A 13,253-nucleotide genomic window follows, 5' to 3' on the forward strand; every position below is an offset into this window, starting at 1 on the left:
GAGGCGGGATACGTTCCTGTCCGCGGGGCCTTCCGGGCCGCCTCAGCCCTGCCGGGCTGCCTCGATGTAGAGCTCGCGCAGGCGCCGGGTCAGGGGACCGGGGCGTCCCTCGCCGATCGCGCGCCCGTCGATCTCCACCACCGGCATCACGAAGGCCGACGCGCTGGTGTAGAAGGCCTCCTGGGCCTCATAGGCCTCGGCGACCGGGATCAGGCGCTCCTCGATGCGCAGGTCGGCCTCGGCGGCGAGCCGGAGCACCGAGGCCCGGGTGATGCCGGGCAGCAGGGCCGTCGACAGCGGCCGGGTGACGAGGACGCGCTCGCGGCTGACGATGAAGGCCGTGGACGACGAGCCCTCGGTCACCGCCCCGTCCTCGACCATCCAGGCCTCGGCGACGCCGGCCTCGGCGGCCTGCTGCTTGGCGAGGACCTGGGCCAGCAGGGCCACCGACTTGATGTCCCGGCGCTTCCAGCGCAGGTCTTCGACGGTGACCACCCGGGCGCCGGTCTCCGCAAGCGGGTTGGCCAGCACGGTCTTCGCCTGCGTGAACATCATCACGGTCGGCTCGGTCCCGGCCTTCGGGAAAGCGAAATCCCGCTCGGCCACGCCGCGGGTGACCTGCATGTAGACCAGCCCCTCCGTGACGCCGTTGCGGGCGACGAGTTCGGTCTGCAGGCGCTCCCAGCTCTGGGCATCGTGCGGATTGCGGATGCCGATCTCACCCAGCGACCGGTCGAGGCGCGCGAGATGCGCGGCGTTGTCGACGAGCCTGCCGTCGATCACCGCGGAGACCTCGTAGATCCCGTCCGCGAACAGGAAGCCGCGGTCCATGATCGGCACGCGCGCCTCTGCGAAGGGTAGGAATTCGCCGTTGAGGTAGACGATGCGGGGAGCGGTCACGGGTTGCCTTCCTTTCTACGCGTCGGGCTCAAGCAGGAATCGTGCGGCACGCTCAGGCCGCCCCAAACACCCGCGCGAAGATCGTGTCGACGTGCTTGAAGTGGTAGCCGAGGTCGAAACACGCCTCGATCTGCTCGGGCGAGAGCGCGGCGGCCACTTCGGGATCCGCCTTCAGCAGCGCCAGGAAGTCACCTTCCCCCCGCCAGACCGGCATCGCGTTGCGCTGGACCAGCCGGTAGGCATCCTCCCGGGAGACACCCGCCTGGGTGAGGGCCAGGAGCACCCGCTGCGAATGGACGAGGCCGCCGAGCCGGTCGAGGTTCTTCTGCATGTTGGCCGGGTAGATCAGCAGCTTCTCGATCACCCCGGTCATGCGGGCGAGCGCGAAGTCGAGGGTCACGGTGGCGTCGGGCCCGATCATCCGCTCCACCGAAGAGTGGGAGATGTCGCGCTCGTGCCAGAGGGCGACGTTCTCCAGGGCCGGCGTGACGTAGCCGCGGACCATCCGGGCGAGGCCGGTGATGTTCTCGGTGAGCACCGGGTTGCGCTTGTGGGGCATGGCCGAGGAGCCCTTCTGCCCCTCGGAGAAGAACTCCTCCGCCTCCAGGACCTCGGTGCGCTGGAGATGGCGCACTTCGATCGCCAGACGCTCCAGGGAGGAGGCGACGACGCCGAGCGTGGCGAAGAACATCGCGTGGCGGTCCCGCGGGATGACCTGGGTGGAGACCGGCTCGGCCGTCAGGCCCATCTTCTCGGCGACGTACTGCTCCACCCGCGGATCGATGTTGGCGAAGGTGCCGACCGCCCCCGAGATCGCACAGGTGGCGACCTCCTCGCGGGCCGCGACGAGGCGGCGGCGATTGCGCTCGAACTCGGCATAGGCCTGGGCGAGCTTCAGCCCGAAGGTCACCGGCTCGGCGTGGATGCCGTGCGAGCGGCCGATGGTGGGCGTGAGCTTGTGCTCGAGCGCCCGGCTCTTCAAGGCCGCCAGCAGCGCGTCCACGTCGGCGATCAGGATGTCGGCAGCGCGCACGAGCTGCACATTGAGGCAGGTATCCAGCACGTCCGAGGAGGTCATGCCCTGGTGGACGAACCGCGCCTCCGGGCCGACGATCTCGGCGAGATGGGTGAGGAATGCGATGACGTCGTGCTTCGTCACCGCCTCGATCGCGTCGATGCGGGCGACATCGAACACCGCGTCGCGGCCCTTCGCCCAGACCGTCTCGGCGGCCGCCTTGGGCACGACGCCGATCTCGGCGAGCGCGCTTGTGGCGTGCGCCTCGATCTCGAACCAGATCCGGAAGCGGCTCTCGGGCGACCAGATCGCCGTCATCGCGGGGCGGCTGTAGCGGGGGATCATGGGGGCCTCGGCACGGTCCGGAACTCGTGCGTGGCCGGTAGCATGCGGCGCCCCGGCCGCTCAATGCGGAACGGACATAGCCGCCAACACCACCGGGGATCCGCCCGATCCCGGCTCAGCTCACCCGCACCCAGCCCGGCCCCATCAGGCGCTCCTGCGGGCGGAAGCGGGATTTGTAGTCCATCTTGCGCGAGCCCTCGACCCAGTAGCCGAGATAGAGATACGGCAGGCCGAGCCGGCGCGCCCGGCGGATGTGGTCGAGGATCATGAAGGTGCCCGGCGACCGCCCGGCTTCCTCGGGATCGTAGAACGAGTAGACCATCGACAAACCGTCCGCGAGGACGTCGGTGAGGCAGAAGGCGAGCGGCGGCCCGAAGCCGCGCCCGGTGATCGCCGTGTCCGGACCGTGCCGCCGGTACGACACCAGATGCGTGTCGACGTGGCTGTCCTCGACCATCATCGCGTAATCGAGAACCGTCATGTCGACCATTCCGCCGTCCCCGTGGCGGGCGTCGAGGTAGCGGCGGAAAAGGGCGTACTGCTCAGAAGCGGGACGGTTCGGCTCAGGCGAGCCGACCCAGTCGCCGTTGCGGGCCAGGATGCGCTTCTGGCTCGCGCTGGGCTGGAAGTCGTCGACCACGACGCGCACCGATATGCAGGCCCGGCAGGTCTCGCAGGCGGGGCGATACGCGATGGTCTGGGAGCGGCGGAATCCGCCCTGCGTCAGGATCTCGTTGAGGTCCCGGGCCCGCCGCCCGACGAGGTGGGTGAACACCTTCCGTTCCTCCTGACCCGGAAGGTAGGGGCACGGCGAGGGGGCGGTAAGGTAGAATTGCGGAGTGTCGCGCGGGTGGCTGGTCACGCTTCGTCTTGACCCTGCGCCGGATGGTCCTCGCGGCGCCGGCAAACCAGTGTACAGCCGGCGTGGCCGGGCTCAATGCCCCCGGCCGTTCGCCGCGCGAGATTTTCGCCGCCGGGCGCAGGGCTCAGCGGGCGTGAACGACAGCGAGGCCGAGCAGCAGGTCGTGACCGAGCCGGCGGTCTGCGCGCATCAGGCCGAAGGCGAGGTCGACACACCAGAGCAGGAAGGTCGAGACCGCCACGTAGAACAGCAGGGCATGGACGGCGGCCGTGACGACGTCGACGCGTGCCCCGCTCTCCGGGGCGACCACGCGCAGACCCATCAGCCTCTGCCCGATGGTGCTCTGCTTCGCGCCGCCCACCGTGATCGCGCTGTAGATGACGCCGCTCGCAGGAAGCACCGCGAACAGGGTCCAGCCCAACCCGAACGTCACCACGCCGATCACGGTGATCAGCAGGGTCAGAAGGGCGGTGAAGCCGAAGATGAACAGGATATCGAGAAGGTACGCGACCGTGCGGGCGCCGAGGCTCGCGCGCACGAACGGGACCGGCAGCGAGGCCGCGTAAGCGGTCGTCTCGAAGCGCTCGGCGTAACCGGGTTGGGGATTCTGCATGTGTCGCGTCCTGCAAGCGAGGCTGCGAACGACAAGGTGGGTGCGCGCCGCAGAGGCCGCAAGAGGACGGCGCACGTGGCCCGATCCGGGATCAGCGCTCGGCGGGATCGTCGGCTTCGGCGTCCGGCGTGTCCAAGTAGAAGCGCTTGAGCAGGTAGAGCGAAGGCCCGGACAGGCTGTTGTCCTCCGTCGCGACCGCCACGAGGGACGCCCCCGCGTCGAAGCGGCAGGTCAGCCAGTGCTGGCGGTTGCCCTCGGCGTAATCGACCCGAACCGTGTCGGCCGCCGGCCCGGGCGCGGCCCGCAGCAGCCGGATCCCCTGGGGCGCCACCGCCGGCAGGGCGCGACGGCAGGTCGCGACCCGCTCGCGCCGCAGCGTGTCCTGGCAGGCGGCGAGCCCCCCGAGGAAACCCGCCGCCACCGCAGCCCCGAGGAGCCAGCGGCGCGCGGACCTCACGGGTGGCTGCGCAGGCGCTCGGCGACCCGGGGCGCATGGTAGGTGAGGACGCCGTCGGCCCCGGCGCGCTTGAAGGCCAGCAGCGCCTCGACCATGGCGCGGTCGCCGTCGAGCCAGCCGTTGCGGGCGGCTGCCTCGATCATCGCGTACTCGCCCGAGACCTGGTAGGCGAAGGTCGGCACCTGGAACTCGTCCCGCACGCGACGGATGATGTCGAGATAGGGCAGGCCCGGCTTGACCATCACCGAGTCCGCGCCCTCGTCCAGGTCGAGCCGGACCTCGCGCAGGGCCTCGGCGGAATTGCCGGGGTCCATCTGGTAGGTGCGCTTGTCGCCGACGAGCGCGGCCTTGGTGCCGATCGCGTCCCGGAACGGCCCGTAGAAGGCGCTGGCGTACTTGGCCGCATAGGCCATGATCTGCACGTCGAGGAAGCCGGCCTTGTCGAGCCCGGCCCGGATCGCGCCGACGCGTCCGTCCATCATGTCGGAGGGCGCGATGATATCGGTACCGGCCTCGGCCTGGATCAGGCTCTGCTCCACCAGAACCGCCACCGTCTCGTCGTTCAGGATCGCGCCGTCCTTCATCAGGCCGTCATGCCCGTGGCTGGTGTAGGGATCGAGCGCCACGTCGGTCATGATCCCGACCTCGGGGACCGCGCGCTTCACGGCCCGCACCGCCCGGCAGACGAGGTTGTTGGCGTTGAGCGCCTCCGAGCCCGTGGGATCGCGCAGCGCGACCTCGGTGAAGGGAAAGAAGGCGACCGCCGGGATCCCCAGCCGCGCCGCGCGCTCCGCGTCGCGCACGATCTCGTCCACGGAGAGCCGCTCGACGCCTGGCATCGAGGCGATCGGCTCGCGCCTTCCCTCGCCCTCGATCACGAACATCGGCCAGATCAGGTCGTCGACGGTGAGCGTATGCTCGCGCACCAGCCGGCGCGACCACTCCGCCTTCCGGTTGCGGCGCGGACGCTGGGTGATCTTCAAGCCGTCCGTGCGGGCGCCCTCGCGGGCGGCTTCCACGGCGATCGGGCGCGGCTCTGGCAAGGTGTCTGACATGCGGCTTCGGTATCGTTCGCGCAGAGACGCGGGATCGCGCGGCGCGTCGGCGCTGGCGTAGCACACCGGCCCGGCGCGGTGAAATCCGGCCGTTGACGCAGGGCGCCGGAACCGCTTCAACCCGGCGCTTCCCCACAGCATGGATCGCGGCCTCCCGACGATGAACCGGCTCTCCCCACCCGCGAGCACGCCGTAGTGCCCGGCTTCCTCCCGATCCGGCGCAGGGCGCCCCGGTCCGGCGACGGACCGACCGACCGGATCGAGCGCCCGTCCGGGCCAGCACCGGGCACCTGGGACACGGTGCTCGTCTGGTTCATGCGGCTCACCGCGCTGGTGTGGCTGATCAAGAGCATCCTGGCCTGGGCGACGATCCTCGACGTGGTGCCGGGAGCGCGGCCGTTCGCGGCCGAGCCGTTCGGCCGGCAGGCGGCGATCATCTATTTCGCCGTGGTGGACGCGTCCGCGGCGATCGGCCTGTGGCTGACGAGCGCGTGGGGCGGCGTGATCTGGCTGCTCGCCGTGACATCCGCGATGACTCTCGCGGTGTTGACCCCGCAACTCGTGCCGATGCCGGCATCGCTGCTCGTATTCGGCGTCATCGTCGTGACGCTGTACTTCCTGCTGTCGTGGCTTGCCGCCCAGGAGGCACGGTGAACGAACCGTTCTGATCTTCGCTTCAGTTTGTCTTTACCGCGAAGAGTAAATCGTGAATTCATCCTGTCGCTTAAATCGCCTTTCATTCCCGAGCCCTAGCTTAGCCATCATCAGCGGCACCGCAACGACCGGGCGCCGCGGCATCAGAGGTGAGGCAGACGATGAAGACGCAGAGCGCGCGAGTCGCGAAGATCGAGACCCCCGAGGAGACCTCGTCCGCCAAAGGCTCCTACCTGGAGGCCCTTCACCTGGTCGAGCGGCTGCACCGCAGGCTGCTCGACGTGATCAAGGACGAGTTCGAGCGGCGCGGCCGCGAGGACGTAAACAGCGTCCAGGCGTTGCTCCTGTACAACATCGGCGACAAGGAACTGACCGCCAGCGAGCTGCGGACGAAGGGCTACTATCTCGGCTCCAACGTGTCCTACAACGTCAAGAAGCTCGTCGAGGCCGGCTACCTGCACCACGCCCGCTCGAAGACCGACCGCCGTTCGGTCCGGATCAGCCTGACCGACAAGGGGCGTCAGGTGCACGAGATCATCCAGGGTCTCTACGACAAGCACGCCCGCACCATTGCGCCGATCGGCGGCATCTCGGACGACGATTTCGGCCGGCTCAACCAGGCTCTCGGCCGTCTCGAGCGGTTCTGGACCGACCAGATCCGCTATCGCCTCTGACCCGCGCCGGTCAGAGGTTCAGGAGACCGACGATCCCGGCTATGACGGCGTAGGCGAAGCCGGCGTTGATGGCGACGCCGAACAGGCCGATGACCAAGCCGCCCATCACCACGATACCGTCGCGCTCGACGAGGCCGAGGCCCACGAGGCAGACGGCGAGACCCAGAGGGATCTGCCCGACGATGGGCGCGGCCACGATCAGCGCCAGCGCCAGGGCCAGCAGGGCGATCCCCATGCCGCGCATGCCGAGCGCAGTCTCGAACACGCTGACGCGGGGGCGCGACCAGCGCTCCAGGCGCCGCAGCACCGGCACCGCCCGGGTGACGGCGCGCCGCACATCCGTCAGCGCGATCGAGCGGCCGAGCAGGATCCGGGGCAGCCAGGGCGCCGACATCCCGGCCGCGATCTGAACGGCCACGAGCAGCAGCAGAAGGCCGCAGATCAGCGGGATCGGCGGCGGCATCGGCAGACAGTTCGGCAAGCCAAGCAGCACCACGAGCAGCGCGAACGCGCGATCTCGCAGGACCGAGACGATGTCGCCCACGGTGAGGCGCTCGCCCTCCTGGCTCGCAAGCACAGTGAGGACGTCCGACGTTCGTGCACCGGAGGTCAAGGATCCGCCAACCTTCGCTGTCCCGCCGGGGGCTCTAGCCGAGATCACCCGGCAGGCCAAGCGTGGGCGGCATATGGGCAGGAAAGCGGCCGACAGCGGCGCGAAATTCCCACCTCAGGTCCTTGATGTCGACCTAAAGCACATCTCAAGTCTTTCACGGCATCTTCCAGAGACGAATCCGCATTCCCGCGCCAGTTTCGCGCGCGCGCAAAGATATTCTCGGTGGATCCGCCGCGCGTGAGCCTACACAAGACGCCACTCAACCTTAGACTTGCGGCTTGATCTTCGGAGGCTGGCTTGTGCGCAGGTCGCGAGCATCAACGAGGTGCCGAGGCCGCGCGGCGGGAGCGACTGCAGTCATCTTGCCGCTCGTCGCCACAATCCTTCCGGCCGGCGCCGGAGAACTCGACGCGCTCCTGTTCGGAAGCCTCGATGCGGGAGCCGCGACCTTCATGACCGTCGGCGCGAAGCTTGGTCTCGACTCCCTCGACCACGAGGGATTCGTCATGCTGGCGAGCCTCGGAGGCGGCCGGCGCCAGGAGCGCAGCGACTGCGACTACGCCCGCACACGCTACAGCTTCAGCGCGGCCACGGTTTTCGGCTACCAATGGCTCTTCGATTGGGGAACGGTGGCCACCTTCGCCGGCCCTGAAGGCACGAGCGACATGCTCGCGGACGGGCGCGCCCTGGCCGCCTTGCCGGCCGCGTACGGCCTGCGCCTGCACGGCGAGGTCTGGGCGCGCCCGAGCGAGGACACCCTGGTCCAGGCGACAGCGGTCGGCGGTTCGGCGCGCGACAGCCTGTGGGCGCGCCTGGCCTGGGGGTATCGCCTGTGGGGGACCTATTTCGGCCCGGAGATGAGCGTCTACGCGGACGCGACGGGCTACCGTAAGCGAAACCTCGGCTTGCACGGCACCGACTTCGCCCTCGGGCATTACAGCTTCCGCGTCTCGGCCGGCCTCCAGACCGAGACGGGCCGGCGCGGCGCCCACCCTTATCTGGGGCTCGCCGTCTGGGCACCCTGGTGACCGGGATCGGGCTCGGTCGTCAGGGATGCGAGGAAGCGGGCAGCATCCCGGCGGATCTCGGCCCGGCGCTCCTCCCTCATGCCGCGCAGCGTCCGGTACGGCATGGCCATCCGCTGGTTCCCGGCAAGCTTATCCTCGTTCTCGATCAGGAAATTCCAGTACAGGTAGTTGAAGGGGCAGGCATCCGGCCCCGCCTTGACCTTCACGTCGTACGCGCAGGCGGCGCAGTAATCCGACATCCGGTCGATATAGGCCCCCGAGGCCGCATAGGGCTTCGACCCCATCACGCCCCCGTCCGCCCACAGCACCATGCCGTGCACGTTGGGCAACTCGACCCACTCGTAGGCGTCGGCGAAGACGACCAGGTACCACGCCTCGACCTGCGCCGGATCGAGGCCGGCGATCAGCGCGAAGTTGCCGGTCACCATCAGGCGCTGAATGTGGTGGGCATAGGCGTGAGCCCGCGTCTCGGCCACCACGTTGGCGATGCAGTTCAGCCGGGTCTCGCCCGACCAGTAGAACCACGGCAGGTCGCGGCCCGCGCCGAGGGCGTTCGTGTCACGGTACTCGGGCATGCGAGCCCAATAGAGTCCGCGGACGTATTCCCGCCAGCCGAGGATCTGCCGGATGAATCCCTCGACGGCGTTGAGCGGCGCGGTGCCGTCCCGATACGCTCGTTCGGCGGCCTGGCAGACTTCCTCTGCGGTCAGGAGCCCGGCATTGAGGGCCGGCGAGAGCAGGGCGTGGTACAGATAGGGCGCGCCCGTCTTCATGGCGTCCTGGTAGTCGCCGAAGGTCGGCAGGCAGTGGGCGACGAAGTGCTTGAGCGCAGCCAGTGCGTCGGCCCGCGTCACCGGCCAGGAGAACCCTGCGAGGTCGCCGAAATGGCCGGCGAACGCGTGCTCCACCAGGGCGATCACCGCGCGGGTGGTGGCGTCCGGCTGGAACCCGATCCGGTCCGGCAGCCGATGCCCCCTGGGCAGGCGCTTGCGGTTGTCGGCATCGAAGTTCCAGCGGCCGCCCACCGGCTCGCCACCGTCCATGAGCAGCCCGGTGCGGCGGCGCATGCCGCGGTAGAAGGTCTCCATCCGCAGGTGGTGGCGGCCTTCGGCCCAGCGGGCGAAATCCGCTCGCGGACAGAGGAAGCGATTGTCCTCGCGGATCTCCACCGGCACGGGCAACGCCTCGCGCCAGTCCTGCATCATCTCCCAGACCCGCCATTCGCCGGGCTCGGTGACGACGATCCGCCCGGGCGCGTGACGCGCGATCGCCCGCTCCAGCTCGCCGGTGAAGCTGCCCGTGTTGCCGGTATCCGTCAGGCGGACGTAATCTACGGCGATTCCCTCGGCTTCCAGTTCCGCCGCGAAGTGGCGCATTGCGGCGAACAGGAAGGCGATCTTCTGCTTGTGGTGGCGGACATAGGTCGCCTCGTCCCGTACCTCGACGATCAGGACGACGTCGCGCTCGGGGTCGAGATCGACGAGGCTCGAGACCCGGCGGTTCAGCTGATCACCGAGGACGAACCGCAGCGTTCCGCGCGGCTCGGCGGTCGGGCGCGCGCGTTTGGCCGGCACGGTCTCAGCCCTTGGTCCGCAGGGTCGCGCGGCCGCCATCGACACCGATGACTTGGCCGGTGATCCAGGCCGCTTCCTCCGAGACCAGGAAAGCCGCGAGCGCCCCGACATCCTCCGGCCGGCCCAGGCGCTGCAGGGCGTGCATGGCGGCGATTCCCTGGGAGAGGGTCTCGTTGCCGGTGATCGCGGCGGCGAGCGGCGTGCGCGTCAGGGAGGGGGCGACCACGTTGACGCGGATCTGGGGCGCGAGTTCGGCCGCGAGCGACAGGCCCAGCCCCTCGACGGCGCCCTTGGCCATGGCCACGGAGGCGTGTGCCGCGAAGCCCTGAGCGACCGCAACCGTCGAGAACAGCACGATCCCGGCCCCGGCCTCCCCGGCGCCGGCCTTGAGCGCGCCCGCCGCGGCCTGCGCGGCCGAGAAAGCCCCAAGCGCGTTGATCCGGAAGTCGGTCTCCGCATCGGCCCGGGTCAGGCGCCCGAGCGGGCGCAGGTTGATCGTGCCGACCGCGTAGACGAGGCCGGCGAGCGCAGCGCCCGCCGCTTCGGTGGCGGCGGACAAGAAATCGGGGTCGGTGACGTCGCCCACGCTCACCGTGGTCTCGCCGAGTTCGTCGGCGGCGCGGGACAGGCGGCCAGCGTTCCGGGCGGCGAGGTGGAGGGCGAAGCCGCGGGCGCGCAACGCCCGGGCGGTCGCGAGCCCGATGCCCCCGGTCCCGCCGTAGATCATAACGCGTCGCACCAAGCTTCCCCTTGCTACCCGTCCCGACCCGAGCAAGGTAAGGCCGGTTGCGCGCCCGGGCAGGCGGCAGGCCCGATTCCCTCCACGTGCACAAGGTCGCAGGCGGCAAGCATGAAGTTCGCGTTCGCCGGCATCGACTTCCTGGGCGGCGTGTTCGAGGGCTTGGTGGACGCCGGCTGGAAGCCGGTGAAGCTGTTCACCCGCCCTTGCGACGGCATCTACGACCACAACGACGTGGTGGTCGCCCGGGCCCGGGCGATGCGCCTGCCGATCCAGCTCTCGCGGATCAGGGAGCGCGACATCGAGGCCCTGCAGGCCGAGCACGGAAAGGATTGGGCGCTCGTGGTGGCGGGCTATCCGTGGCTGGTGAAGGGCTGGCGCGGCCGGGCGGCCTACGGCCTCAACATCCACCCAGCCCCGCTCCCGACCGGGCGGGGGCCCTACCCGCTGTTCCGCGCGGTGCTCGACCGCTACGAGACCTGGGGGGTCACCGCCCACGTTCTCGCCGACGGCTTCGACACCGGCGACATCCTAGCCCAGGACATCTTCACGCTCGGCCCGCAGGAGAACCACGAGACCCTGCTGGCCAAGTGCCAGATGGCGGCCCGGCGCCTCGCCGTGGGCCCGCTGGGCAAGGAGCTTCCCGCCCGCTGGCGCAGGGCCGAGCCGCAGGGCGACGGGTCATACTGGCCCCGCGCCACCGACGCCGACCGGACCCTCGACTTCCGCCAGGAAGTAGAGCCGATCCTGCGCCGCGTCCGGGCCTTCGGCACCGTCGAGACGATCGCCAGGCTCGGCGACGCCAGGGTCTATGTCGCCGAGGCGCAGGGCTGGCGCGAGCGCCACCCGCACGCGCCGGGTGCCGTCGTCCACCGCCACCGCCGCCACGTGGTGATCGCGGCGCTCGACGGCTACGTGCAGATCACCCGCTGGTCGCCGGTCCCCCTGGCCGAGGCCGGGCAGATCGGGCGCTGACGGGGGCCGCCGGGAACGGAAACGGGACGGGCGGTGTTTTCGGGGCCTGAAGGTCACGGAGCTCCACATGTCGACACGCGCAAGCCTCGCCGCAGCCCTCGGGCTTGCCGCGTTGTTCACCGGCTCCGCGTTCGCGCAGGGCGTCATCGTCGCCCCAGACGATTTCGGCCCCGACGACGAGGTCGTTGTGCGCGACTACATCGTGCGCCGCCCGGTCGGCCCCGGTCCGATCGTCGGCTCGATCCCGCTGCGGCCCGGCTCGATCGTTCCGGAAGACGTGCGGCTCGCGCCCTTCACGGATGCGCCGAACCCGCGGCTGCGCCGCTTCGGCTACTTCGTGGCGCCCGGCGACAAGGTGGTGGTGGTCGATCCCGAAACCCGCACCGTGGTGCGGATCTTCGATCGCTGAGGCGGCCAGAGGCCGGATCGCCTTCGCGGCGCCGATCCGCTAACACCCCGGGCGCGAACCAGAAGATGTGCGCCGGGGGAATCGTCATGAAGGCCAAGCCGTCCGCTCTGTCGAGCGAGGCGCTCCTCGCCTCGGGGCTTGTGCTCATGACCGCCGCCGGGCTGTTCGAGTGGCTCGTGGTCTCGCCCGACAATCCGGGCTACGCGGCGCTGCGCGTGTGCGGCGCCGCGGTCGCGGCCTTCGTGGCGATGCTGCCGTTCCGCCGGGCGTGAGCGTGGCGCTCACCACGCGCTGAGCGCCGCGCGCTTCCAGCGGTCGGGCGCGACGCAGCGATACTCGAAATCCTCATCCCAGGCGTGGTCGCCGGGCGAGCAGGGATCCCGGCTGCTTTGCGGCGGCCGAGGCCGGGCCTCACGGACGGCGGCGGCCTGGATGAGGCCCGCGTCGCTCACCCGGAACACCGGCCCAGTGCCGGTACCGTAGACCAGATCCCGCCCATCGAAGCCGAGGGCGCGCGAGAAGCCGCCCTCGCGGGTCCCGTCGAGACCGATCGACTGGCCCGCCCCGAGGAGGATCGGCACGCCGGTGAAGCGGGCCGCCGCGGCATCGATGCCGATCCCGTAGGTCCCCTCCCCCTGGAAGGAGAGACCCCGGTCGGTGACCGAGCCGGTGAGGTTGCCCATCAGGATACCGTAGCCGGTATGGGCCCCCGGCACGCCGCCCGTGGAGATCTGGAGGCCGACCCGCTGGCGGTTGCGATCGGTGGTCGGCGACTGGGCCGAGACGTCGATCTCGGCGCCGATGCACGAGGCGACCGGGTCGGCCTCGTCGGTCATGTCCACGCAGTTGAAGTTGCCCGCCCAGGATGGCCCCACCGGCCCCAGGCCGTTGGCCTCCTTGAAGATCGTCCCGTTGACGGCGACGTTCTGCGCCCCCGTGCTGGCGAGGCTGCGGTTGTGCAGTTCGCCCGTGATCGTCCACTCGTAGCCGGCATTGTCGGGCCCCGAGGAGCCAAGCGCCCAGAGCGCCTTGTAGGTGTGGCCGGGCTCCCCCGACCCCTGCGGGACGTGCCGGTCGACCCGCAGGGTCGAGACCGGATCGAAGTCCCCGGGCCGGTTCCACAGGAAGGCGTGGCCGCCGTCGATGCCCGGGAGGCCGCTGCCCTGGACATCCCGGGAGAAGCCCGGCGGCCAGGGCAGCGGAGCCGGCGCTGGCACCTGCCCGGGGGCCTCGGCGGGCGCCGGAGCCGGCAGGCCGGCGAGGAGGAGGCTCGGCAGAAGCGCGAGGCCGGGACGGATGCGCATGGTCGTTTCCGTGTGTCCGATACGGATCGGGGCGGG

Annotated in this window: 16 protein-coding genes; 6 read left to right on the forward strand and 10 right to left on the reverse strand. The window is 70.2% G+C overall.

From position 1 onward, the window contains the following. Positions 1-42 precede the first annotated feature (42 nt). From Q8W67_RS13180 to hemB, 6 genes are all read right to left on the reverse strand, one after another. Positions 43-900 (reverse strand): D-amino-acid transaminase, encoded by an 858-nt coding sequence (locus tag Q8W67_RS13180; protein ID WP_305546118.1) that lies wholly within the window; start codon positions 898-900, stop codon positions 43-45. Positions 901-952: 52 nt separating this feature from the next. Beyond that, on the reverse strand, positions 953-2,260 hold the full coding sequence (gene purB, locus Q8W67_RS13185; RefSeq protein WP_305546120.1) for an adenylosuccinate lyase: 1,308 nt from the start codon (positions 2,258-2,260) through the stop codon (positions 953-955). 115 nt (positions 2,261-2,375) lie between these two features. Then, complete coding sequence (locus Q8W67_RS13190) at positions 2,376-3,122, reverse strand: arginyltransferase (RefSeq protein WP_305546122.1); 747 nt, start codon at positions 3,120-3,122, stop codon at positions 2,376-2,378. 124 nt (positions 3,123-3,246) lie between these two features. Next, positions 3,247-3,735, reverse strand: a complete 489-nt coding sequence (locus tag Q8W67_RS13195; RefSeq protein WP_305546124.1) for an RDD family protein — start codon at positions 3,733-3,735, stop codon at positions 3,247-3,249. A gap of 91 nt (positions 3,736-3,826) precedes the next feature. Beyond that, a complete protein-coding gene (locus Q8W67_RS13200) occupies positions 3,827-4,192 on the reverse strand; it encodes a hypothetical protein (RefSeq protein ID WP_305546126.1) in 366 nt (121 codons plus the stop codon). Next, on the reverse strand, positions 4,189-5,247 hold the full coding sequence (gene hemB / locus Q8W67_RS13205; protein WP_305546128.1) for a porphobilinogen synthase: 1,059 nt from the start codon (positions 5,245-5,247) through the stop codon (positions 4,189-4,191). Before hemB ends, Q8W67_RS13200 begins: the two co-directional genes overlap by 4 nt. Before the next feature lie 195 nt (positions 5,248-5,442). On the opposite strand from hemB, the gene Q8W67_RS13210 reads away from it, so the two are divergent. After that, on the forward strand, positions 5,443-5,901 hold the full coding sequence (locus Q8W67_RS13210; RefSeq protein ID WP_305546129.1) for a DUF6163 family protein: 459 nt from the start codon (positions 5,443-5,445) through the stop codon (positions 5,899-5,901). Between the two features lie 161 nt (positions 5,902-6,062). After that, the gene (ldtR, locus tag Q8W67_RS13215) at positions 6,063-6,575 is read left to right on the forward strand and encodes a transcriptional regulator LdtR (RefSeq protein WP_305546131.1); all 513 of its coding nucleotides are present in this window, start codon (positions 6,063-6,065) and stop codon (positions 6,573-6,575) included. 10 nt (positions 6,576-6,585) lie between these two features. On the opposite strand, the gene Q8W67_RS13220 is transcribed toward ldtR, so the two are convergent. Next, on the reverse strand, positions 6,586-7,188 hold the full coding sequence (locus Q8W67_RS13220) for an exopolysaccharide biosynthesis protein (RefSeq protein ID WP_305546132.1): 603 nt from the start codon (positions 7,186-7,188) through the stop codon (positions 6,586-6,588). A 362-nt stretch (positions 7,189-7,550) separates the two neighbouring features. On the opposite strand from Q8W67_RS13220, the gene bcsS reads away from it, so the two are divergent. Then, positions 7,551-8,216, forward strand: coding sequence for a cellulose biosynthesis protein BcsS (bcsS, locus tag Q8W67_RS13225; protein ID WP_305546133.1), 666 nt, complete (start codon positions 7,551-7,553; stop codon positions 8,214-8,216). Here the strand turns inward: bcsS and Q8W67_RS13230 are convergent. After that, a complete protein-coding gene (locus Q8W67_RS13230) occupies positions 8,183-9,790 on the reverse strand; it encodes a cryptochrome/photolyase family protein (protein WP_305546134.1) in 1,608 nt (535 codons plus the stop codon). The genes bcsS and Q8W67_RS13230 overlap by 34 nt on opposite strands. Before the next feature lie 4 nt (positions 9,791-9,794). Further along, complete coding sequence (locus tag Q8W67_RS13235; protein ID WP_305546136.1) at positions 9,795-10,529, reverse strand: SDR family NAD(P)-dependent oxidoreductase; 735 nt, start codon at positions 10,527-10,529, stop codon at positions 9,795-9,797. A gap of 111 nt (positions 10,530-10,640) precedes the next feature. On the opposite strand from Q8W67_RS13235, the gene Q8W67_RS13240 reads away from it, so the two are divergent. The 3 genes from Q8W67_RS13240 (at position 10,641) to Q8W67_RS13250 (ending at position 12,185) form a co-directional block, all read left to right on the forward strand. Next, complete coding sequence (locus Q8W67_RS13240) at positions 10,641-11,504, forward strand: formyltransferase family protein (RefSeq protein WP_305546137.1); 864 nt, start codon at positions 10,641-10,643, stop codon at positions 11,502-11,504. A gap of 67 nt (positions 11,505-11,571) precedes the next feature. Continuing rightward, positions 11,572-11,913: a hypothetical protein gene (locus tag Q8W67_RS13245; protein WP_305546138.1), complete on the forward strand. Its 342-nt coding sequence runs from the start codon at positions 11,572-11,574 to the stop codon at positions 11,911-11,913. Positions 11,914-11,999: 86 nt separating this feature from the next. Beyond that, on the forward strand, positions 12,000-12,185 hold the full coding sequence (locus Q8W67_RS13250) for a hypothetical protein (protein WP_305546140.1): 186 nt from the start codon (positions 12,000-12,002) through the stop codon (positions 12,183-12,185). 9 nt (positions 12,186-12,194) lie between these two features. On the opposite strand, the gene Q8W67_RS13255 is transcribed toward Q8W67_RS13250, so the two are convergent. Continuing rightward, positions 12,195-13,217, reverse strand: a complete 1,023-nt coding sequence (locus Q8W67_RS13255; protein ID WP_305546142.1) for a hypothetical protein — start codon at positions 13,215-13,217, stop codon at positions 12,195-12,197. Positions 13,218-13,253 lie beyond the last annotated feature (36 nt).

Origin of the sequence: Methylobacterium sp. NEAU K (assembly GCF_030700285.1) — a bacterium.
In the GTDB taxonomy this organism is placed as follows: Bacteria; Pseudomonadota; Alphaproteobacteria; order Rhizobiales; family Beijerinckiaceae; genus Methylobacterium.

Excerpts from the sequence above, each read along its gene's own strand:
- hemB (WP_305546128.1), bottom strand. The coding sequence starts at position 5,247 with ATGTCAGACACCTTGCCAGAGCCGCGCCCGATCGCCGTGGAAGCCGCC.
- ldtR (WP_305546131.1), top strand. The coding sequence starts at position 6,063 with ATGAAGACGCAGAGCGCGCGAGTCGCGAAGATCGAGACCCCCGAGGAG.
- Q8W67_RS13250 (WP_305546140.1), top strand. The coding sequence starts at position 12,000 with ATGAAGGCCAAGCCGTCCGCTCTGTCGAGCGAGGCGCTCCTCGCCTCG.
- purB (WP_305546120.1), bottom strand. The coding sequence starts at position 2,260 with ATGATCCCCCGCTACAGCCGCCCCGCGATGACGGCGATCTGGTCGCCC.
- Q8W67_RS13240 (WP_305546137.1), top strand. The coding sequence starts at position 10,641 with ATGAAGTTCGCGTTCGCCGGCATCGACTTCCTGGGCGGCGTGTTCGAG.
- Q8W67_RS13255 (WP_305546142.1), bottom strand. The coding sequence starts at position 13,217 with ATGCGCATCCGTCCCGGCCTCGCGCTTCTGCCGAGCCTCCTCCTCGCC.
- Q8W67_RS13245 (WP_305546138.1), top strand. The coding sequence starts at position 11,572 with ATGTCGACACGCGCAAGCCTCGCCGCAGCCCTCGGGCTTGCCGCGTTG.
- Q8W67_RS13195 (WP_305546124.1), bottom strand. The coding sequence starts at position 3,735 with ATGCAGAATCCCCAACCCGGTTACGCCGAGCGCTTCGAGACGACCGCT.